Source organism: Dyadobacter subterraneus (assembly GCF_015221875.1).
In the GTDB taxonomy this organism is placed as follows: Bacteria; Bacteroidota; Bacteroidia; order Cytophagales; family Spirosomataceae; genus Dyadobacter; species Dyadobacter subterraneus.
The window spans coordinates 928147-948844 of record NZ_JACYGY010000001.1; the positions used below are offsets into that span (position 1 = coordinate 928147).

Sequence of the window (20698 nt, forward strand, 5' to 3'; positions counted from 1 at the left end):
AACTGGTCATCATTATACCAACAGCGTTAACATCAACATGAAATCCGGATTACCAAAAGATATACTTTTTACTTATTTCGCTGGAAACGCTACGGCTTTGCAGAAAAAACTCATTGAAGAATGGTTAGGCAGTCCTGAAAATTTGGAATCGTATTTTGAATATCTGGAAGAATGGGAATTAAATCGTCCCCAGTTTTTGCCCGACAATGAAATTGCCTTTGAAAAATTTTCGCAACGTATAGCAGGTACGGATACTGAGGAATCGGAAAACGAAACTTTTCTTTTTGATGTAAAAACTAAAAAATCAATCCTGAATCTGAATGTTTGGAAATGGGCTGCGACGGCCGTAATTGTAGTTGGAACAGGAATATTCTCGAAGGATTTTATTCTTTATGAAAACCATCAAACAGCAAACGGAGAATTAAAAACAATTATCCTGAACGATAGCAGCCGGGTAACCCTGAATGCAAATTCGTCTTTAAAAGTACCACGTATTGATTTTTTTAGTAAAAGCCGGGAAGTTTTTCTGGAAGGTGAAGCTGAATTTAATGTAACACATACGATTGATAACAAGCAATTTATAGTACATACAACGGATGATAGCGAAATCCTGGTTTTGGGAACTGAATTCGTTGTTTACACCAGAAAAAAAGGAACGCGGGTTGTTTTGAACAAAGGGAAAGTACAGCTTTCGTCTGCACAGGAAAGTAAACCGCTGACAATGAAACCAGGAGATCAGGTGACGATTTATCAGAATGGTAAAATGGAACTTGAAAAGCTTACAAAATCAGAAGTTGAACTTCAATCGGTTTGGAAGGAACACCGGATGGTTTTTGACCATACAAAACTTGGTGATGTAGCCATAAAACTGAATGAAATCTACGGCGTTGACGTAGAAATAAAAGATAAGCAAACGGCAGAAAGAGAGCTGACCGGCTCATTTAAAGCTGAAAACGTTGATGAAATTTTGGGAGTACTTTCCGAAATGCTTGATCTTGATATATCCCGCCGTGAAAACAAAGTTTATTTTAACGCTAAACCAGTTGATCTTTTTTAACTGTAAAAACCCAATTTCTTTACGATGAATCTAAAACTACCGTCAGCAAGGACGCTGTTCCTGTATGTTATGGTGAGTATTTCTCCCACGTTTGCGTTTGCCCAGTTATTTGCCTTTTCTCCCCAAAATCAAAAACAGCAGGAAACAAAACCTGTGCAGTCGATGAAATTGCGGGATGCTTTGCTGAAACTGAAAGATGTTTATGCTGTTGATATTTTGTTTGAAGAAAAATTATTGACGGAATTGAGTGTGCCCGCCAATACAATTAAACCAGGGGCAAGTCTGGAACAAAATCTGGATGTGTTGTTACAGACAACGGGTTTGAAATACAAAAAAGTGAAGGCTGGTACTTATGTTTTGCTGGCCTCTAAAAATAAAAAGGCGAAAGAAACTTCCGGTATTGTTTCTGATCTCAAAACCAGTGAATTGTATGCCAAAGAAGGCTCTGTCAATCATGTTGTGATGGAGGAGCCAAAAATCAATTCCAAATCTTCGATTACTGAAAATGTGATTAAAGGAAGTGTTGTAGACGCAAAGGGAGAGGCGCTGATTGGTGTAAGTGTTTTGGTGAAAGGAACAACCCGCGGAACGGCAACGGATGTTAACGGGAAATATGAAATTGCCGTTGACGATGCCAATTCGACACTTGTTTTTTCATTTGTAGGTTATGTGAGAAAAGAAATTGTTACCGGCGCACAGTCTGAAATTAACGTTACTTTATTGGAAGATACCCAAAATCTTTCGGAGGTTGTCGTTACCGCGCTTGGTATCAAAAGAGATAAAAGAGCGCTGGGATATTCTGTTCAGGAAATTGGTGGTGAGATGTTGTCAACGGCCAAAGAAGCAAATCTGGCCAATTCACTTGCCGGGAAAATGGCCGGCGTGCAGGTAACGCGTTCTGCAAATGGTGCGGGCGGTTCATCCCGTGTTGTGATTCGTGGCTCCAATTCTCTGGTTGGAAATAGTCAGCCATTGTATGTGATTGACGGAATTCCGATGGACAACAGCAATCCAAGTTCTCCCGGAAGTGCCGGTGGAATTGATTATGGTGATGGTATTTCAAATATAAATCCGGAAGATGTAGAAAGCATGTCGGTGCTGAAAGGCCCGAATGCGGCCGCACTTTACGGACAGCGCGGAAGTAATGGTGTTGTTTTGATCACCACGAAATCTGGTAAATCACGCAAGGGTATTGGCATTAAATATGGTATCGATTATTCATTAGGCGATGCGTTAGTTTTGCCGGATCTGCAAAATGTTTACGGTCAGGGTTATGACGGAAACTTTACAAATTTCCGAGGCACCGACGATAAAATATACACCTGGGCAGCGGCACAGGCAGCCGGAATTGCAGGTATGCCAAAAATGAGCGGTGGCCGTGATCGTTTTACAAGATCGAGTTGGGGAGCGAAAATGGAAGGTCAGCAGTATGAAGACCAGTGGGGAAATGTTTTGAATTTTACGCCGCAGCCAAATACTTTCCAGAAGTTTTTCAAACAGGAAAGACAAGTGGTAAATAACCTGAGTCTGGAAGGTGGAAACGACAATATCAGTTATCGATTGTCTTATGGAAATACAAATATCGATGGTTACACACCGGGAAATACTTTAAAACGTAACAATTTCAACCTTCGTACAACGGCCAAACTGACGTCGAAATTAGAAATGGATGTAAAAGTTAATTACATCGACCAAAAAGGTGTTAACCGCCCGACCGTTTCCGATGCAAGCGATAATCCGGCCTATCTGTTTATCAGTCAGCCGCGTAGTATGCCAATGGATATTCTTGCCAATTCTTCATGGACGGCGCAGGATGTGAGCCGCCAGCTGGGTTATGGAAGTACAGCGGTGGTGGGTATGGAAAAAACCTATGCGACGAATTCATCCACGGCAAATCCTTACTGGACCGTTGCGCACACAAGAAATTCGGATGATCGTCAGCGTATTCTGGGCTTGATCCGTTTGAGTTATCAGTTCAATAACTGGATCAGATTAACTGCAAAAACCGGTACTGATTTCTATACGGATGAGAGACTTCGCTACCGTGAAAAAGGAACTTATCAATCGCTGAATAAAAATGGAGATATCAGAGAGGAAGTTTCCCGCGTGCGTGAAAACAACAGCGATGTTTTGCTTTCATTAAATCCGCAGCTTTCAAAAGATCTTTCGTTTTCTCTGAATCTTGGTGCCAATCACCAGAAATTTTCATCCAGAACAACGGGTAATACCGGAACTGAATTTGTCGCACCGAATCTTTATGTGATCAATAATACACTGACCAATTCTTACATTTTCGGATTGACAGAATCTTCCATTAATTCCGTTTATGGTTCAGGTCAGTTGGGTTATAAGGAATTTGCTTTTCTTGATTTCTCAGCCAGAAATGACTGGTCGTCCACTTTATCACCTGCCAATAATTCATTCTTTTATCCGGCTGTGAGCGGTAGTTTGGTATTAACAGATGCGCTGGATCTTCAAAGTGATGTTTTGAGCTTTTTGAAAGTGAGAGCTTCATGGGCACAGGCTGGTAGTTCAGGTTCGCCATATCAATTGACGGGGACTTATTCTTTGGAACAAAATGCGCACGGAGGTGTTCCACTGGCATCTTTTGCTTCAATTATTCCTGATCCAAATTTGAAAAATGAATTAACAACTTCAACTGAATTTGGTGTGGAAGCACGTTTTTTCAAAAACAGAATGGGATTGGCCGCTGCGTATTATAATGCTAGTACCAAAAACCAGATTCTAGACGTGCCTTTGCCTCCGTCAAGCACATTTGCTTCCCGCCGTATCAACGCCGGACAAATCCGTAACCGTGGTGTGGAGTTGACTTTAAACGGAACGCCGATCAAAACAGATAATGGTTTCAGCTGGGATGCGACTTTCAACTTTTCAAGAAATCGTAACAAAGTACTTGCGCTAGCCGAAGGTGTTGATACTTATTTGCTCGGAAGTGACCGCGGTGTGAATGTGGTTGCTGAACCTGGAAAAGCATTTGGTACGATGATCGGAAATGGTTTTCAATGGCTGAGAGATGATCAGGGAAATCGTTTGATTGATCCGGTGACGGGTTTGCCACTTAAAACCAATGCGAAACTTTTGTATGAAATGGGTAACGCGCTGCCAAAATGGATTGGTGGTTTTAACAACAGTTTCCGTTACAAAGGTTTTGCCTTATCAGCTTTGGTGGATATCAGTCAGGGCGGAAAAATATATTCTCAGAGTTTGAGAGAAGAGTTGATTTATGGTACCAACAAAATGACTTTGGAAGGTCGCGATGGTACTTACGTTGCCAAAGGTGTGGTTGCTGCAAAATCTGCTGATGGAACTTACACGAGTACCGGTCAGCAAAATACAAAACAGGTTCGCGCTCAGGATTACTGGAATGTGGTAGCACCCGACAAAGACAACGTGGTTTCGGAAGAAATGCTGAATGATGCAAGTTATGTGATGTTCCGGGAGATGACTTTCAACTATCAGCTTCCGTCAAGCATTGTGAGAAAAACACCTTTTAAAGGAATTCGGGCGGGTATTTATGGACGGAACTTATTCTATCTGCAACGTCATACCGAAGGATTTGCACCGGAAGCTTCATCGTTTAACGTCAACAATTCTTCCCTGGGTCTGGAATCGACTGCGCTGCCATTGTTACGCTATTTTGGATTCAGCCTTAACGTAGAATTATAATTTTATAACAGGATGATTTTCAATAGATTTTCGAAAACTGAAACGATCCGTACAACTTCTTATACGATGAAAAATATTTTTAAACCATTCATATTAGCAGGTTTCGTTTGCCTGATGCAGTCTTGTACTGATGATTTTGAAAAAATAAATACACCGCCAACTTCGGTAACTACGATTGACGCGGGACTTATTTTATCAAAAGCGCAAAAAGACGCAGCTTTTGCCGAAGGACTGGAAATCCCGAACAGTCAATATGGTTCCTGGATTCAGCAATGGGCTGGCGGAGCGGTGGTTTCGAGCTCACGATATGTCGAGCAAAGTGATAACAATGTGTGGGATGCGCATTACACGCTGATCCGGAATCTTGCACAGATCAGAACGGATATTTTGAAAGGAAAAGAAAATGATCCGGCAGGAAGAACAAAATTGGCGATTGCCAAAATCGTTGAAATTTCTGTCTGGCAACGACTTACAGATCTTTTCGGTGATATTCCGTATTCTGAAACTGCACTGGGTTCTGCCGATGTAAATAATAAACCAAAATTTGATACGCAGGAATCAGTGTATAAATCATTGATCACAGATCTTGATGCAGCAATCGGACAATTAAATGCCTCTGACGCAAGTTACGGAACAGCAGATTTTTATTTTAAAGGCGATGTTACCAAATGGAAAAAGTATGGCAATTCCTTGAAATTAAGATTGGGGATGCGCGTCCGTTATGCTGATGCTGCTTTGGCACAAAAAACAATTACCGAAGCGATGGGCCAGCCTTTGATGGAAAGTAATACGGATAATGCGACAATTCCGACGTATAACAATGCTACAAATGCTAACGTGCATCCATTATTAAATCAATGGCTTACGGGTAGTTCCGATTTAAGATATCTGGCCAATACATTTGTTTCCCAGTTAGCAACAACAAATGATCCGAGACTTCCACTAATCGCACAGCCAAGCGTTAACTCTGTCAAAGCTGGTGCTCCGGCTTACAAAGGCATGGGAGTGGCGCTGACGGATGCCTTGCTGAAAGCGCTTGTAAAAGACGATTATTCCACCGCTTCGCAGTCAACCTTTTTCAATAAAGATTACAGTCCTGCTATTCCATGTATGGTTATGTCGTTTTCTGATGTGAGTTTTTACAAGGCAGAAGCAGCGCTGGAAGGCTGGGGAGCAACGGCAGATCAGGCGGAAGGTTTTTATCAGGCGGGCGTGAAAGCTGCTTTGGCGCAGGCACCTTTTAATATCACAACGGTACCGGCAACTTTTGCAGCAGAGCTTTCCTTCACAAACTTAACCAAAGAGCAAAAACTGCAAAAAATCGGGACGCAAAAATGGATTCAATTGTTCGGTCGCTCCTATGAAGCTTTCACTGAATGGCGAAGAATGGGCTATCCAATACTTACACCGGGACCGAATCAGGGTTCAACGAGTGGTACAATTCCTCGTCGTACGATTTATTCATCGCGCGAAGCATTATTGAATGAAACTAACTACAAAGACGCCGTAAGCAGACTTTCCAAGGGCGATTCTTATGTTTCAAAAGTATGGTGGGATAAAAAATAGTTCCCTTATTTACTCCAATTAAAAAAGGCAGAAAACATCCAATTTGGAAAAGTTTTCTGCCTTTTGTTCAATACTTACCACCTATCTAATTATAACCATTATTCATCAACTAATTATTTTTGAACAGCCTTCGAATTCAGTTGGACCATATCTCCATTTGTATTATTTAGAAGTGTTACGATATCAATTTCAAGAATCGATGTAATTTCTAATAAGCGCTCGACTGTCAATCTTGTATAAGCCAATTCAATCTTACTATATGCATTCTGGCTGATACCTAATTTCATTGCCAGATATTCCTGTGGATAACCTCTGTATTCTCTGATTTTTCTAATATTCGTGGCTACCGCTTTTAATTTTGTTTCCACACCTACGTTCATAACGCCTTAAAAGTTAGGTTGATTTAGAATGTTCTTATGATGAAGTTTTTGTTAAAATATACGACACTGAGACACTGATAGATCATTTGGGAATAAAATATGTCGAAAAAGATAAGAAATAATTAAAGCTGGCAGATATTAGCTAAAATCAGATCTCATCATGAATTTAATTTATAATAAACCCGGAATAATATAATTTTCCCCCGTTTTGTTGAACTGCTTTCTCCGATTGTGGAGAAAAGCGTCACCATTTTCTAATGATTAATTGTAACTAAAACCACAAGTTACTTACCACTCAAAAAATCATAGAAATCATACTCAACATAGTTGTAAAGTACTCCTTCCTATTTCCTCATGTTATAAAAGGAACGTGCGCGTATACGACATGATTTCCGATTTAGATCAGTACGGATACTCCTTTTTGTTGTAATTTACTCTTTTTAGTTGTTTGTTAATCAGTGAGTTAAACTGAATATGGCACAGCTCTTTTAATAAATCATTCGAACACGCAGTTCAACAGGGGTAGCTGAAAACCTGAAATAGAGTAGGCGGATTTTTCACGAAATATGTAACATTATGAAACTTCAGGAATTAAATGTCGCAGAAATGAATGAAATCAATGGTGGTCTCTTAGGCCTTGGAAGCAGTGACTCCGCGTCATCAGGTGGTCTGTTTGGAGGACTGGGAATTAATTTTAGCCATGAATCAGTAGACGACGACGGATCCTCAGAAAAAACCAACTTTGGTTTAGGTTTGGATTTGGGCGGAATCTTTAATTCTATCACTAACTAAGCATAGTTGGGTTTAACAAGATTTTCTCAACGCAAAAAAACAGGAGTCGCTGAAAACCTGAAATCGAGTAAGCAAATTTTTCATCAAACGAATAGAAATCATGAAACTTCAAGAATTGAACTTCGCAGAAATGAATGAAATAAATGGTGGCCTTTTAGGACTAGGCAATAGTGATTCAGCATCGTCAAGCGGGCTGTTCGGAGCTTTGGGTCTTAATTTCAGTAATGAATCCGTAGATGACGATGGTTCGTCAGACAAAACCAACTTTGGTTTAGGTTTGGATCTGGGTGGAATTTTTAATTCTATTACCAACTAAGAAAATGCTTTTAGCAAAACAATCAAGAGGGGTGGCTTAGTCCACCCTCTCTTTGTTTACAAGTGATTTTGGCATTTAGGTTGTAATGAAATCTTTTCTCTATCATGGATGATAATAAAATTTTCCCACCCGAAATTCTTGAATATACTGCTGATTATCACTTTCATCAGCACAATACGCGTTCTCAGCTCGTGTATCAGTTATTGCTTTTAATCGTTATCATTTCTTTTATTTCTCTATTTATTATTACGGTGGATGTTAGTGTCCGCAGCACCGGGGTTATTCGTTCTGTCAATGACAAAAATGAAATAAAGGCTCTGGTAGGCGGTAGACTGGATTCGATTTTTGTAACAGAAAATCAGCGTGTCAAAAAAGGACAGATCTTACTAACCATTCAAACAGATATACTTACTGAACAAAACCAACTGGTAAAAGCACAGCAAGGTGATTTTGAAAATCAGGTTAAGGATTTAAAAACGCTTCTTCATTTAAGCCGGACTAATAACTGGAGTAAAAAACCTGGTTTGCAAAGTGGCTTATATAAACAGGATTTTGCTCTTTTCTGGCAAAAAATAACCGAAGCCAAAACAACATTATACACGGTTGAAAAAGATTACGCGAGAAGTGTAAAACTGCATGATGTAAAGGCAATTTCAGAAATGGAATTTGACCGTGCAGTTTTACTGCACCGCAATGCAAACAACAATATAAAAACCATCATGGAAGAGGAGGAAGCGCGTTGGGAGTCGGAGCTGACGCAGCTTGAAATGAAAGTAAGGGAGCTAAATTCCAAGAATGAGCAATATATAAGAGAGAAAGATTTTTACACGATTAAAGCGCCCATAAGCGGTACGGTTCAACAATTAAAAGGTTTACAGGCTGGTAGCTCTATTACTTCCAATGAATTTTTAGCAGAAATTTCTCCTGACGCCTCCATGGTGGCGGAAATGTATGTGCTTCCAAAAGATATCGGTTTGCTTCATCCGGGAACTCTTACAAGATTACAGGTTGATGCCTACAATTATAATCAGTGGGGACTGGTAACAGGGAAAGTATTGTCAATTTCAAACGACGTTTATACAAGTGGAAATCAGCAGCCTTTTTTTAAAGTCCGTTGCAGGCTAGATCAGGATGCGCTGACTTTGCGAAATGGATATGTCGGAAAACTTAAAAAAGGGATGACCTTGCAAGCGCGGTTTTTGGTTACAGAGCGCACACTTTTTCAATTACTTTATGACAAAGCGGATGACTGGCTGAATCCGAATTTAATTGCAACGGAAGAAACACCTCAAAACTAAATCGTTATGGCTCAGTCAAATATTTTTACTCAACTGGCAAAAATCGGGAATTTAGGAAATAATCTTATCAGTAAAATTCCCTTCTTTTCAACAAAAAATAAACTTCGTCACGTCACCATCAAACAGCACGATCTGACTGATTGCGGCGCAACTTGTCTGGCTTCCATAGCAGCTTATTACAATCTTACTGTGCCGGTTGCAAGAATTCGCCAGTATGCTTCAACGGATAAAAAAGGAACAAATGTTCTGGGTTTGATTGAGGCGGCCAATAAACTCGGTTTTAACTCCAAAGGTGTAAAGGCAACTTTCGATCAACTTCCGCATGTCCCGGTTCCAATTATTGCCCACGTAATTATCAAAGGTATTTTACACCATTATGTGGTGATTTATAATGTTACGGATACAAAAGTTGAGGTAATGGATCCCGCGCGGGGTGAAATAGTGTCTATGACCTATAAGGAATTTAAGGAAATCTGGACGGGTGTTTTGGTATTGGTTCAGCCGGGAGAAACGTTCATGGAAGGCAATGAAAAGATTTCTGTGTCCAAAAGATTCTGGTTTCTTTTGAAACCGCATAAATCTGTTTTATTACAAGTTTTGCTCGGAGCAATTGTATACACTTTATTAGGACTTTCTACCTCAATTTTCCTTCAAAAAATTGTCGATAATGTACTCCCGGAAGGTAACCGGAACTTGTTAAACCTGATGGGAATCATCATGATTTTCCTTTTGGTTTTCAGAGTTATTATCAATCATGCGAAATCACTTCTGACCATTAAAACCGGACAGCAAATCGATGCAAGATTAATTTTGGGTTATTACAAACATCTGATGCGCTTGCCGCAGCAGTTTTTTGATAATATGCGGGTGGGAGAAATTATTTCCCGGATTAATGACGCCGTTAAAATCAGGGTTTTTATCAATGACGTGCTCATTGGTTTTTCCATGAATTTTTTCATCCTGATTTTCTCATTTGTTTTGATGTTTACCTACTATTGGAAACTGGCGCTGATCATGCTTGGCGTCGTACCATTGTATGCCATCATTTATTATTTTTCCAATAAAGTAAACAAATCGACGCAGCGCCAGTTGATGGAAAGTTCGGCCGAACTTGAAGCGCAATTGGTGGAATCCATTAATTCTGTAAGTACGATCAAACGTTTCGGACTGGAAGATTTTACTAATTTAAAAACAGAAACCAGGTTTGTTGGTATGCTTCGTTCCATTTATCAATCCAACACGAATGCACTGTGGATTGGAGATTTTAGCGGTTTTGTTTCCAGTGCTTTTACGATTATTTTGCTTTGGGCAGGTTCCCTATTTGTATTGGAAAATATCATTACGCCGGGTGAATTGCTTTCTTTTTATGCCATCATAGGATATTTTACCGGACCGGTTTCCAGTCTTATCGGTATGAATAAAACGATTCAGGATGCGTCCATTGCGGCGGACCGGCTTTTTGAAATTATGGATATTGAACGTGAATCCCTGGAAAACAAGGCAGAATTAACACCTGATATGATCGGGGATATTCATTTCAAAAATGTTCATTTTCGATATGGTTCACGCGTTACGGTTTTTGACGGACTGGATTTGATGATTCCAAAAGGGAAAATTACGGCAGTTGTTGGTGAAAGCGGTTCGGGAAAAACGACGCTTTTATCCTTATTGCAAAACATTTATCCAATTGAATCAGGAAACATCCAGTTGGGCGGATTTGATCTGAAATATCTGACCAATGATAGTTTACGAAAACTGGTTAGCGCTGTACCTCAGGATGTTCATCTTTTTGCAGGAAATGTGATCAACAATATTGCGGTAGGGGAGTTTGAGCCGGATATGAAAAAGATCGTTTCGATTTGTGAGGAACTTGATATTATCAAATTTATCGAAAATCTGCCAAACGGATTTAATACTTATATCGGTGAAAACGGGACCAGTTTATCGGGCGGACAAAGACAAAGATTAGCCATCGCAAGAGCGCTCTACCGTGATCCGGAAATTCTGATTCTGGATGAGGCCACTTCTTCACTTGATTCAAAATCGGAGCAGCATATTCAACTTGCGGTTCAATCTTTGCGCAAAAAAAGTAAAACCATTATCATAATCGCCCACAGATTAAGTACGGTAATGAATGCGGATAAAATTGTGGTTTTGGAACAAGGGAAATTGATTGAAGAAGGAAGTCACAAAAAACTGATTACCAAAAAAGGTAAATATTACGATATGTGGAAACAACAGTTTCCTTCGCTGGAAAGTGTGAATTGAGGAACGATCTAAAATCCATTTCTTATAATTCAACTTTGCTTTCATAAAATCCAGGATTTTATAAACACAAAACGGGTATTTTTTAGTAATTAGTCATTCATTTTCATCAAAGAAAAACCAGAATGATTAACCGGCTATATGACACCTCTTTAAGTCTGCTTACCGATTTATATCAATTAACAATGGCTTATGGCTACTGGAAATCCGGGAAAGCAGAACAGGAAGCAGTTTTTAATCTGTATTTTCGTAAACATCCCTTTCAGGGGGGATTTACAATTACCTGCGGACTGAGCAGTGTAATTGATTATCTGAATGAATATCGTATTGATGAGGAAGACCTCGAATATATAGGTTCGTTAAAGGGAAGTGATGATAAAGCGCTTTTTGAGATTGAGTTTCTCGATTACCTGCGTACTATGGAATTTAAATGCAGTGTTAATGCGATTCCGGAAGGTACCGTTGTTTTTCCAAATGAGCCGTTGCTTCGTATTCAAGGACCGGTTTTACAATGTCAATTATTAGAAACTCCCTTATTAAATCTCTTAAATTTTCAATCGCTCATCGCTACAAAAGCCGCAAGAATGCGTCTGATTGCAAACAATGATGCCCTTTTGGAATTTGGATTAAGAAGGGCGCAAGGACCGGATGGTGGCATGACGGCTAGCCGCGCTGCATATATCGGCGGTTTTGATGCGACGTCCAATGTTTTGGCCGGAAAACTTTACGGTATTCCGGTTAGAGGTACGCATGCACATAGTTGGGTAATGTCGTTTGACAGCGAACTGGAATCTTTTGAAACGTATGCGAAGTACATGCCAAATAACGTGACTTTGCTCGTTGATACTTACGATTCTATCAAAGGTGTTGAAAATGCAATTATTGTAGGAAATCAGCTTCGTGAAAGAGGTTATGAGCTCGGTGGAATTCGTCTGGATTCCGGCGATTTGGCTTATTTGAGTATTGAAGCCAGAAAATTATTGGATGAGGCAGGATTTGAGAAAACCAATATTGTTGCCAGCAATGATCTGGATGAATATATCATGGATAGTTTGAAAATTCAGGGTGCAAAAATCAACGTCTGGGGAATTGGAACAAAACTGGTAACGGCTTTCGATCAACCCGCATTAGGCGGTGTTTTTAAATTGGCTGCGATAAAAAATGAATCAGGCGAGTGGGATTATAAACTGAAATTATCCGAGCAGGCTATCAAGGTTTCTACACCTGGCATTCAGCAGGTTCGTCGCTTCAAAGATTCGAAGGGGTTTATTTCCGATATGATTTTTAATATTGAAACACCACTTTCCGGAAAACCGACAATGGTGGATCCATATGATTTTACCAAAACCAGATCATTTTCAGAAACGGTATCTTATGAAGATTTGCTGGTGCCCATTTTTGCTGAGGGCACGTTGGTATATAGTCTGCCTTCTATATACGAAACCCGTGAGCGTGTCGAACAGCAATTAGCGCATTTTCATAAAGGAATCAAACGTTTTGTCAATCCGCATACTTATCCGGTTGGACTTGAAAAACAATTATTTGATATGAAAACGGATTTGATTGTAAAGTTAAGAGCCGCGAAATAATTAAAATTTAGATTGAAAATGAGTGATGAAATTCCAAAACCTGATACCGAAATCCTGAAAGAGCTAATCCTTTACAGGATGCCTTTCGGAAAATATAAAGACTGGCTGATCACTGATTTGCCGGTTTCATATTTAGAATGGTTTGAACGGGAAGGCTTTCCAGCCGGCAAATTGGGTATGATGTTAAGTACGATGTACGAAATCCGGTTGAATGATCTGATGTTTTTGATTGATGGATTGAAGAAGATTTATCGTAGATAGATTTTAGAAAGTGTTTTACAGAAAATAGAAACTTCGATTGACAAAGTAAGTCTAATTGATATTGACTATTTTCCTTAAAACACACTACTATGTCTTATGTAAAAATCTGGGTTCATGCCGTATGGGCCACAAAGAATCGTGAACAAGTTTTAAAACCTGATATCTTAAAGAAAATCTGCAATCATATCTTTGGTAATGCCAAAGAGCATGGAATTTACATTGATAGAATTAATGGTCATGATGATCATATTCATGTACTAATGATTCTGAACCCCGATTTGGGAGTATCTAACCAAGTCAAATTATTAAAAGGTGAAAGCTCGCACTGGGCTAATAAAATGCAATTGACAAAAAACCGACTTTACTGGGCAAATAAATACTTTGCATCTTCTGTGAGTAATAATAAAATTGATTTTGTTCGGAAGTATATCGACAATCAGCAAGAACATCATCGGAAACAGAGTTTTGGTGAAGAATATAAGATTTTTCTGAACAGCCTGGGTTATGCGGAGGGGTATTCTGATGAAGACTTTGGATGAATACCTTACAATAAAAACAATGGCTAAAGCCCTGAAAATCTCTGGTAATTCATGCACCCAGGGTTGAAACCCTGGGTTAGTATTTGTCGAGAAAAGGCCAGGAAGAACTAGCATAGGCTTTTATATGCGCGAAGACAAAAATTAATCCAAGGCTAAAGCCTTGGGTCGGGAATACGACTCACACTATCCGGGCTTTAGCCCGAAGCCGCTGATTTGAAGACAAAAAAGACCCAAGGTTTTAACCTTGGGTCTCGGGATAACCTCACCATTTGCCGGGCTTTAGCCCGGAGCCGCTGATTCGAAAGAAAAAATAACCCAAGGTTTCAACCTTGGGTCTCGGAATACCCTCACCAATTGCCAGGCTTTAGCCCGGAGCCGTTGATGCAAAAGACAAAAATTAATCCAAGGCTTCTTACTTGGGTCTCGGAATCACCTCGCCATTTGCCGGGCATTAGCCCGTAGCCGTTGATTCGAAAGAAAAAAATAACCCAAGGTTTTAACCTTGGGTCTTGGAATAACCTCACCATTTGCCGGGCTTTAGCCCGTAGCCGTTGATGCAAAAGACAAAAAATAACCCAAGGTTTTAACCTTGGGTCTCGGAATAACCTCACCAATTGCCGGGCTTTAGCCCGGAGCCGCTGATTCGAAAGAAAAAATAACCCAAGGTTTCAACCTTGGGTCTCGGAATCACCTCACCAATTGCCAGGCTTTAGCCCGGAGCCGCTGATTCGAAAGAAAAAATAACCCAAGGTTTCAACCTTGGGTCTCGGAATACCCTCACCAGTTGCCGGGCTTTAGCCCGTAGCCGTTGATGCAAAAGACAAAAAATAACCCAAGGTTTTAACCTTGGGCCTCGGAATAACCTCACCATTTGCCGGGCTTTAGCCCGTAGCCGTTGATGCAAAAGACAAAAAATAACCCAAGGTTTTAACCTTGGGTCTCGGAATACCCTCACCAGTTGCCGGGCTTTAGCCCGTAGCCGTCGATGCAAAAGACAAAAAATTAACCCAAGGCTTTAGCCTTGGGTCAGAAATACCCCTCACAATATCAGGGCTTTAGCCTGAAGCTACTTTTTTCATTTTTTCTCAGGCATCAAAATAACTTTAATAAAATTCTCATCCGAGAAATATTTATTAGCAGCAGCTTTTGTACTCGGTACAGTTATTGATTTTAACAATTTATCTTCTTCCAGGACTTCATTCAAATCATCTCCCAGAAAAGTATTTTCGTCAATATAGTTAATCCAGAAGCCATTTGTTTTCAGCGCAACCTCTGTTTTGCGTTTTGTTTCAGCGACAAATTTTTCAATATCCTTTGGATCTGCACCATTGTCTTTGATCTTTTTCATTTCAGTCAGAGTGCGACTTACCAGTTTATCTACATTTTCAGGAGCACAGCCAAATCCGATATTGAATCGATAATGTCCTGTTGGCAATTTGTCGACATCCTCCGAAACGCGAACGCCATATACACCGCTTTCTTCTTCACGAAGCGCTTCAATTAGTTTAATTTGTAAAACTTCCTGTAAAGCCTCGATCTGAATATTATTTTCCGGATTGTAGTCATACTCACCACTTATGACAATAGTTACGCGGCTTTTTGGCTCCAAACCTTTATAAACTGTCTTTTCAATACGTCCTTTTGGAGGGAAAATGTTCGGATGTTTGTAAGTATCATCACGATCTGTTGATGGCAACCCGCCAATATATTTTTCAAGCAAAGGCTTAATCGCGTCAACTTTGAATGCACCTACAAAAGTGAAAACAAAGTCAGATGCATCAGCGAAGCGGTTTTTGTAAATTTCAATACCACGATCCAGACTTACCTTATCAATACTTTCCGGTGTTAGCGGGCGACGGTCAGGATTATTGCTTGTCAAAACTGCATTCAATGTATCCGAATAGACTTTGTCCGGTGTCAAAGTCTTACGCATATTTTCCAGATAAGATTTCTGATTGGCAAGCATCCCACCTACAACTTCGGCATCTTTACGTGGTTCTGTAAAATAGGCGTAAATTAATTGCAGGGTAGTTTCCAGATCTTTTGGATTTGTACTGCCTTCCACGCCTTCTTTCAATTCGTTAAGATAAGGCTCAACACCAACTGTTTTGCCGGCAAGAAATTTCTGCAACTGCGTTTGGTTATAAGGTCCAACACCACCTGATTGAAGCATATAACTTGTCATAATTCCGGTTTCTCTTTCACCAGGGAACAAAGAATATCCGCCTTTCCCGGTAGCTTGAATCAGGATTTCATCATTTTTAAAATCAGTAGGTTTGAGGAGAACTTTCACTCCATTTGATAGTACCAATTCCGTAATTCCCAGTTTTTCGTCTGCTTTTTCACTTATAACTTTTCCAGCTTTCGGTTCAGCCTTAAGCAATGGTGAATCGAGAACGTCATCAACATAAGCTTTCAAATCACTATTTGTTTGTGATAGCATAGTGCGGATTTTTGCTTCGGTCGGCAAAGCATCTTTTCCTTTTTCTGGCCCCATAATTACCACAGCTCTGTTTTTATCCGTGATATATTTTTTAGCCAGCGCATTAATCTCTTCAAGTTTTATACCACCAATATTTTTTTGCAGGAAAGCATAATAAGCTTCAATTCCCATGTATGGTTTTTGGTGAAGAAAATTGTCCAAATACTCCTGTACATAATTTGCCGATTTCGTTTTGTCTTTTTCTTTCAAAGACTGCTCCATCTGGTTCATCAGATCTTTCTTGGCTCTTTCAAGCTCAGGTGCTGTAAAACCAAATTTTTGTACTCGTGCATTTTCTTCAAGTAAGGCGGTCAGTGCGGTTTCAACAGACGACGGATCTTTTGCAAGCGCGATGGAAGTATAAGAATCCAGGTTTCCAAGAAAATCGCTGTAATTACTGGCTCCATAAAGGAAAGGTGGATTTGCTTTCTGCGTAAGTTCCTGCATACGCTGCCCCATCATAGCATTATACAAGCCCTGAGCGATATTATTCCGAATATCAAACATCGATTTTTCTTTAGTGCTCGGCTGTTTGTAAATCAATTGAATTACATTCTGTGGATATTCCGAATCTGTTACAATCGCAACGTCTGTGCCTCCATTTAATGGAATTGTATATTCTGTCCGGGTTTTAGGTTTTATTACAGCCGGTATTTTACCAAATTTCTGAGCAATAATTGCTTCTACTTTTGCTACATCAAAATCACCAACGGCCACAACGGCCATTAAATCCGGACGGTACCAATCCTTGTAAAAAGCCTTGATACTTTCTGGCTTGAAGGTTTTAAGAATACTGTCTTTTCCGATAGGCAGACGTTCTGCATATCGGGAATTGTTCAGGATCATTTTCAGATATTTATCCCTCATCCGCTGCTGCGCACCACGACCCATGCGGGATTCTTCCAAAACAACACCTCGTTCTTTTTCAATTTCAGCAGGATCTAGTAAAGCACCGTGTGCCCAGTCATCCAAAACCTGCAAACCTTTTTCCAGCAATCCTGATGAATCTGTCGGTATTGGAAGCATATATACCGTTTCATCAAAACCTGTATAGGCATTCAAATCGGCACCAAAACGAACACCGGTTTTTTGGAGAAAATTGACAAGTTCATTTTTAGGAAAATTAGTCGTGCCATTAAAATTCATATGTTCCATGAAGTGGGCAAGTCCTTGCTGCGCATCAGTTTCAAGAACCGATCCGGCTTTTACGATCAGTCGAAGTTCAGCACGATTTTTTGGCTCGGCGTTCTTTTTTATGTAATAAGTAATACCATTTTTTAGCTTACCGGTTTTTACGGTCGGGTCCAGTGGAATTTTCTGTGTGTGTAAATCTTGTGCAAAAGTTGGTATTAATGCCGTAGATATGCCTAAAACGCATAATACCAAGAGGGATTTTTTCATTTTACTGCTATTAAGTGGATAAAATGGATGAAAACGAAAGATATCGTTAATCAGTACGATTGCAAAGGTTGTGTACTGAAATATTTTAGTCGTAATGTGAGTAAGAACTTGAAGAAGAGAAGTATTTTTCCTTTGAAACAGAAATATCTGCCACAGATATCGTATTTGGATTAGCTGTGGCAGATATAATTTATTTATACTTTTCAACCATTTTTTTCATAAAAGCAAGGCTGCCTTTTGCAAGATCTTCGGCATTGTATTTAGAAGGACGCCACAGGGAGGTGGGGCCAACCAAATCTTTAATTTCAGAAGAAAAATTTTCCAAAACCAGCGCGCCGGAGTAATTGATTTCTGACAAAGCCTTGAACAATTCCTCCCAATGAACATTGCCTTCGCCAAGCATCCCGCGGTCGCTGTCGGTCATATGGACATGATATAATTTCGAACCTCCGGCAAGTACCGGATCCCGGAAATTACTTTCTTCAATATTCATATGAAAAGTATCCAGATGCAAACCCAGATTCGATGCGTTAGCTTTATTAATCAGCGTCATGGTTTCACTTGCTGCGGTGCAGATATAGCTTTCGTACCGGTTAATTGGCTCAATCCCGATTTTAATGCCAAGATTTTGTGCATAAGCCGCAACTTCACTCCAAACCTGACAAATAATAACTTCCTCTTCTTTTGTGCGTGGAAGCCCGGTAAAAACTCCGATTCCGGAATGCAAAACACCAACAAGAATGTCAACTTCAAGAATTGCTGCTTTATCCAAAGCCGTCTTAATCAGCGTTGTTGCTTCAAGTGGATGAAATGGAATATGGCAGTTTTTAGGCAAATTCAGGCTGCAAATTGCTTCAATATTATGTTCTTTCAATTGCTTCTTAACAGTCTCAGCATCAAAATCCATGGAAACCGGAAGTAATATTTCCAGTAAATCAAATCCTGTCTCTGCTGTTTTTTTTATGGCGTAAAGTCCTGCTTCCGGAGTCCATACCGGTGGAATCCAGGATAAGATAGAGGCACCGAATTTTGGGTTAAGCATAATTATATTTGATTAATTTTTTTACTTATCAGCTTAATGTAAACCAATAATTGATTTGCATCATGCTGCTGTTTAGTAAATATAAGTTTGAAAATATCATACCCGGAGAACGCCAGGATTTATCCGGCTTATCGACAATTCGTTTTTTTGAAAATCAGTCCATTTTTAAAACTCAATTTAGCTCTGTTAACAAAACTCATTTTGTTATCCATTTCCTGAACATCTCCAAAACCTTCAATATAATTGTTGTCTTTTTTGATCATAACAACCTGCCGGACCGATGTGGTACCTTCGGATAAAAAAGTATAATCGGCCACCAGCGTATCACCAATTATTTTGCCTTTAAGCTTGCCCTTATTACTGTCTTTTTCAAAAAGATGATACTCCAAATCCCCTGACACAATATTATCTGTCACATTGATATGGAGAAATGCTGTATCCTGTTTTGCAGCAAACTGGTAGCAGTCAATGGCTTCGAAAGCCCTTATTAATTTACCAGGTACTTGGGTTTTGGTATAAATTATTTCTGCGCCGTCTGTCTTTTTTAGAACCAGTGAGCTGTCGTTAACAGAGATAATTTTTAGGGTATCTGAAAATTTGTCCGTCTCGTCTGGATTTTTGCTGCCACGAAGAATAAGCAGATCACCAAATTTTTCCCACCTGTCATAATGTTTTTCTTTCAGATTTATCGAAGAGGCATTTCCATCATCTTTTAGTGTGAAGCCTTGCTGATGTTGCGATTGCTCATCGATTGCCTTAACCCAGCTACCGGAAATAGAACCGGATTCTTTGCTGCAAGCGGTGAAAATACAGCTTGTGATCGCTATAAAAAGAAATGACTTTTTCATTAAAATCCCTGGTGAACGATTAAAAACAGAAATATACAAACAGTCCTGCTTAAACGTACCAAGGTATGAAATATGATTTTATTAGGTGAGATTATGGGAGGATAAAAGAATATAGCTAAGAAGAGTTAAGACACAATTTTTAACTGTTCAAGAATAAAAATTATTGATTTTAGAAATTAGACAATTTGGATGTATTTGCTTTTTTGATAAGCAATAAACCGGTTAGGATAAACGGAATACTGAGGATCTGTCCCATGTTAATCGGCATTTGACTTTCAAATGATTCCTGATCGATTTTCAGAAATTCATCCATGAAGCGGAAGCTAAAAAGAAGCACAAGAAATATACCGGTTAGTAATCCCTCAGGAAGTTTTCCTAATGTTTTTTTCCATATTGAAAACATTAGGAAAAAAAGAAACAAACAAAAAACGGATTCATACAACTGGGCTGGATGCCTTGGCATTTGGTCAATTTTTGTAAAAATAAATGCCCATGAAACCTTTGTTGGAATACCAATCATTTCAGAATTCATCAGATTTCCAAAGCGTATGAAGGCGCCTGTCAGAGCCGCAGCAATTGTAACTCTGTCTAGTATCCAGAGATAACTTTCTTTATACTTTTTAGAATAAAGGTAGATTGCCAGGAAGATGCCTATTCCTCCTCCGTGGCTTGCCAACCCAGCCAATCCGGTAAATTCAAAAGAAGGTGAAAGGCGAATGGGTAATATTTCAATCAGGTGATTCCAGTAATAAATGGGATCATAAAAAAGAATATGCCCCAATCTGGCACCAAGCAACGTGCCGATAATGACATAAGTAGTAAGTATGTCAAGTTGTTGGATCGTTTTGCCTTCTTTTTTGAAAACATAAAACATGATCCGATAGCTTAGGAATATTCCTAATGTCCAACACAAACCATACCATTTCGGGATTTCAAGACTTGGAAATACATTAGTCCTTACGTTCCAAAGTATGAAAGATATCGTGGTATCAATCATTTAGACATAACAGTTTTGACAGAATAGAACGAGAAATGAAAATACGGCTGTATTTCTAAGCAGGCGTTCCGGGGCAAAATGGAAGGAATTATTGGCGTTATTTTCAATGATATTCAATATTTCCACATCATTGATTTCAACGTAATTATTCATTTTTCGGAACTGGTTCCAGGATGAT

15 protein-coding genes are annotated in these 20698 nt (G+C 39.5%); 10 read left to right on the plus strand and 5 right to left on the minus strand.

Annotated features, from left to right (window positions below; all coding sequences use genetic code 11):
• Nucleotides 1-37 precede the first annotated feature (37 nt).
• The 3 genes from IEE83_RS03930 to IEE83_RS03940 all read left to right on the plus strand — a co-directional run bounded on the left by IEE83_RS03930 (nt 38) and on the right by IEE83_RS03940 (nt 6310).
• Complete coding sequence (locus tag IEE83_RS03930; protein ID WP_194119326.1) at nt 38-1057, plus strand: FecR family protein; 1020 nt, start codon at nt 38-40, stop codon at nt 1055-1057.
• Between the two features lie 24 nt (nt 1058-1081).
• Entirely contained in the window at nt 1082-4744 is a 3663-nt protein-coding gene (locus IEE83_RS03935) for a SusC/RagA family TonB-linked outer membrane protein (protein WP_228101667.1), read from the plus strand.
• Between the two features lie 66 nt (nt 4745-4810).
• Nucleotides 4811-6310: a SusD/RagB family nutrient-binding outer membrane lipoprotein gene (locus IEE83_RS03940; protein WP_194119327.1), complete on the plus strand. Its 1500-nt coding sequence runs from the start codon at nt 4811-4813 to the stop codon at nt 6308-6310.
• 113 nt (nt 6311-6423) lie between these two features.
• Here the strand turns inward: IEE83_RS03940 and IEE83_RS03945 are convergent, their stop codons facing one another.
• Nucleotides 6424-6690, minus strand: coding sequence for a helix-turn-helix domain-containing protein (locus tag IEE83_RS03945; protein WP_194119328.1), 267 nt, complete (start codon nt 6688-6690; stop codon nt 6424-6426).
• A 576-nt stretch (nt 6691-7266) separates the two neighbouring features.
• Between IEE83_RS03945 and IEE83_RS03950 the strand changes: the two genes are divergently transcribed.
• The 7 genes from IEE83_RS03950 (at nt 7267) to tnpA (ending at nt 13750) form a co-directional block, all read left to right on the plus strand.
• Nucleotides 7267-7482, plus strand: coding sequence for a hypothetical protein (locus IEE83_RS03950; RefSeq protein WP_194119329.1), 216 nt, complete (start codon nt 7267-7269; stop codon nt 7480-7482).
• Between the two features lie 100 nt (nt 7483-7582).
• Nucleotides 7583-7798 carry a hypothetical protein gene (locus IEE83_RS03955; RefSeq protein WP_194119330.1) on the plus strand — a complete coding sequence of 72 codons (216 nt, stop codon included), beginning with the start codon at nt 7583-7585 and terminating at the stop codon, nt 7796-7798.
• A gap of 104 nt (nt 7799-7902) precedes the next feature.
• Nucleotides 7903-9096, plus strand: coding sequence for an HlyD family secretion protein (locus IEE83_RS03960; RefSeq protein ID WP_194119331.1), 1194 nt, complete (start codon nt 7903-7905; stop codon nt 9094-9096).
• A gap of 6 nt (nt 9097-9102) precedes the next feature.
• A complete protein-coding gene (locus IEE83_RS03965; RefSeq protein ID WP_194119332.1) occupies nt 9103-11364 on the plus strand; it encodes a peptidase domain-containing ABC transporter in 2262 nt (753 codons plus the stop codon).
• A gap of 122 nt (nt 11365-11486) precedes the next feature.
• Entirely contained in the window at nt 11487-12950 is a 1464-nt protein-coding gene (locus IEE83_RS03970; protein ID WP_194119333.1) for a nicotinate phosphoribosyltransferase, read from the plus strand.
• Nucleotides 12951-12968: 18 nt separating this feature from the next.
• Complete coding sequence (locus tag IEE83_RS03975) at nt 12969-13211, plus strand: DUF3820 family protein (RefSeq protein ID WP_159470910.1); 243 nt, start codon at nt 12969-12971, stop codon at nt 13209-13211.
• 89 nt (nt 13212-13300) lie between these two features.
• On the plus strand, nt 13301-13750 hold the full coding sequence (gene tnpA / locus IEE83_RS03980) for an IS200/IS605 family transposase (RefSeq protein WP_228101668.1): 450 nt from the start codon (nt 13301-13303) through the stop codon (nt 13748-13750).
• A gap of 1075 nt (nt 13751-14825) precedes the next feature.
• Here tnpA and IEE83_RS03985 read toward each other — a convergent pair.
• The 4 genes from IEE83_RS03985 to lgt form a co-directional block, all read right to left on the minus strand.
• The gene (locus IEE83_RS03985; RefSeq protein WP_194119334.1) at nt 14826-17633 is read right to left on the minus strand and encodes a M16 family metallopeptidase; all 2808 of its coding nucleotides are present in this window, start codon (nt 17631-17633) and stop codon (nt 14826-14828) included.
• A 190-nt stretch (nt 17634-17823) separates the two neighbouring features.
• A complete protein-coding gene (locus IEE83_RS03990) occupies nt 17824-18675 on the minus strand; it encodes a sugar phosphate isomerase/epimerase family protein (protein WP_194119335.1) in 852 nt (283 codons plus the stop codon).
• A 128-nt stretch (nt 18676-18803) separates the two neighbouring features.
• The gene (locus tag IEE83_RS03995) at nt 18804-19523 is read right to left on the minus strand and encodes a lipocalin family protein (protein WP_194119336.1); all 720 of its coding nucleotides are present in this window, start codon (nt 19521-19523) and stop codon (nt 18804-18806) included.
• A 169-nt stretch (nt 19524-19692) separates the two neighbouring features.
• Nucleotides 19693-20520, minus strand: coding sequence for a prolipoprotein diacylglyceryl transferase (gene lgt / locus IEE83_RS04000; RefSeq protein ID WP_194119337.1), 828 nt, complete (start codon nt 20518-20520; stop codon nt 19693-19695).
• Nucleotides 20521-20698: the final 178 nt, after the last annotated feature.

Coding starts and splice junctions, on each gene's coding strand:
- IEE83_RS03955 (WP_194119330.1), top strand. CDS start 7,583: ATGAAACTTCAAGAATTGAACTTCGCAGAAATGAATGAAATAAATGGT.
- IEE83_RS03970 (WP_194119333.1), top strand. CDS start 11,487: ATGATTAACCGGCTATATGACACCTCTTTAAGTCTGCTTACCGATTTA.
- IEE83_RS03990 (WP_194119335.1), bottom strand. CDS start 18,675: ATGCTTAACCCAAAATTCGGTGCCTCTATCTTATCCTGGATTCCACCG.
- IEE83_RS03985 (WP_194119334.1), bottom strand. CDS start 17,633: ATGAAAAAATCCCTCTTGGTATTATGCGTTTTAGGCATATCTACGGCA.
- IEE83_RS03975 (WP_159470910.1), top strand. CDS start 12,969: ATGAGTGATGAAATTCCAAAACCTGATACCGAAATCCTGAAAGAGCTA.
- IEE83_RS03940 (WP_194119327.1), top strand. CDS start 4,811: ATGAAAAATATTTTTAAACCATTCATATTAGCAGGTTTCGTTTGCCTG.
- IEE83_RS03935 (WP_228101667.1), top strand. CDS start 1,082: ATGAATCTAAAACTACCGTCAGCAAGGACGCTGTTCCTGTATGTTATG.
- IEE83_RS03950 (WP_194119329.1), top strand. CDS start 7,267: ATGAAACTTCAGGAATTAAATGTCGCAGAAATGAATGAAATCAATGGT.
- IEE83_RS03930 (WP_194119326.1), top strand. CDS start 38: ATGAAATCCGGATTACCAAAAGATATACTTTTTACTTATTTCGCTGGA.
- IEE83_RS03965 (WP_194119332.1), top strand. CDS start 9,103: ATGGCTCAGTCAAATATTTTTACTCAACTGGCAAAAATCGGGAATTTA.
- IEE83_RS03995 (WP_194119336.1), bottom strand. CDS start 19,523: ATGAAAAAGTCATTTCTTTTTATAGCGATCACAAGCTGTATTTTCACC.
- lgt (WP_194119337.1), bottom strand. CDS start 20,520: ATGATTGATACCACGATATCTTTCATACTTTGGAACGTAAGGACTAAT.
- tnpA (WP_228101668.1), top strand. CDS start 13,301: ATGTCTTATGTAAAAATCTGGGTTCATGCCGTATGGGCCACAAAGAAT.
- IEE83_RS03945 (WP_194119328.1), bottom strand. CDS start 6,690: ATGAACGTAGGTGTGGAAACAAAATTAAAAGCGGTAGCCACGAATATT.
- IEE83_RS03960 (WP_194119331.1), top strand. CDS start 7,903: ATGGATGATAATAAAATTTTCCCACCCGAAATTCTTGAATATACTGCT.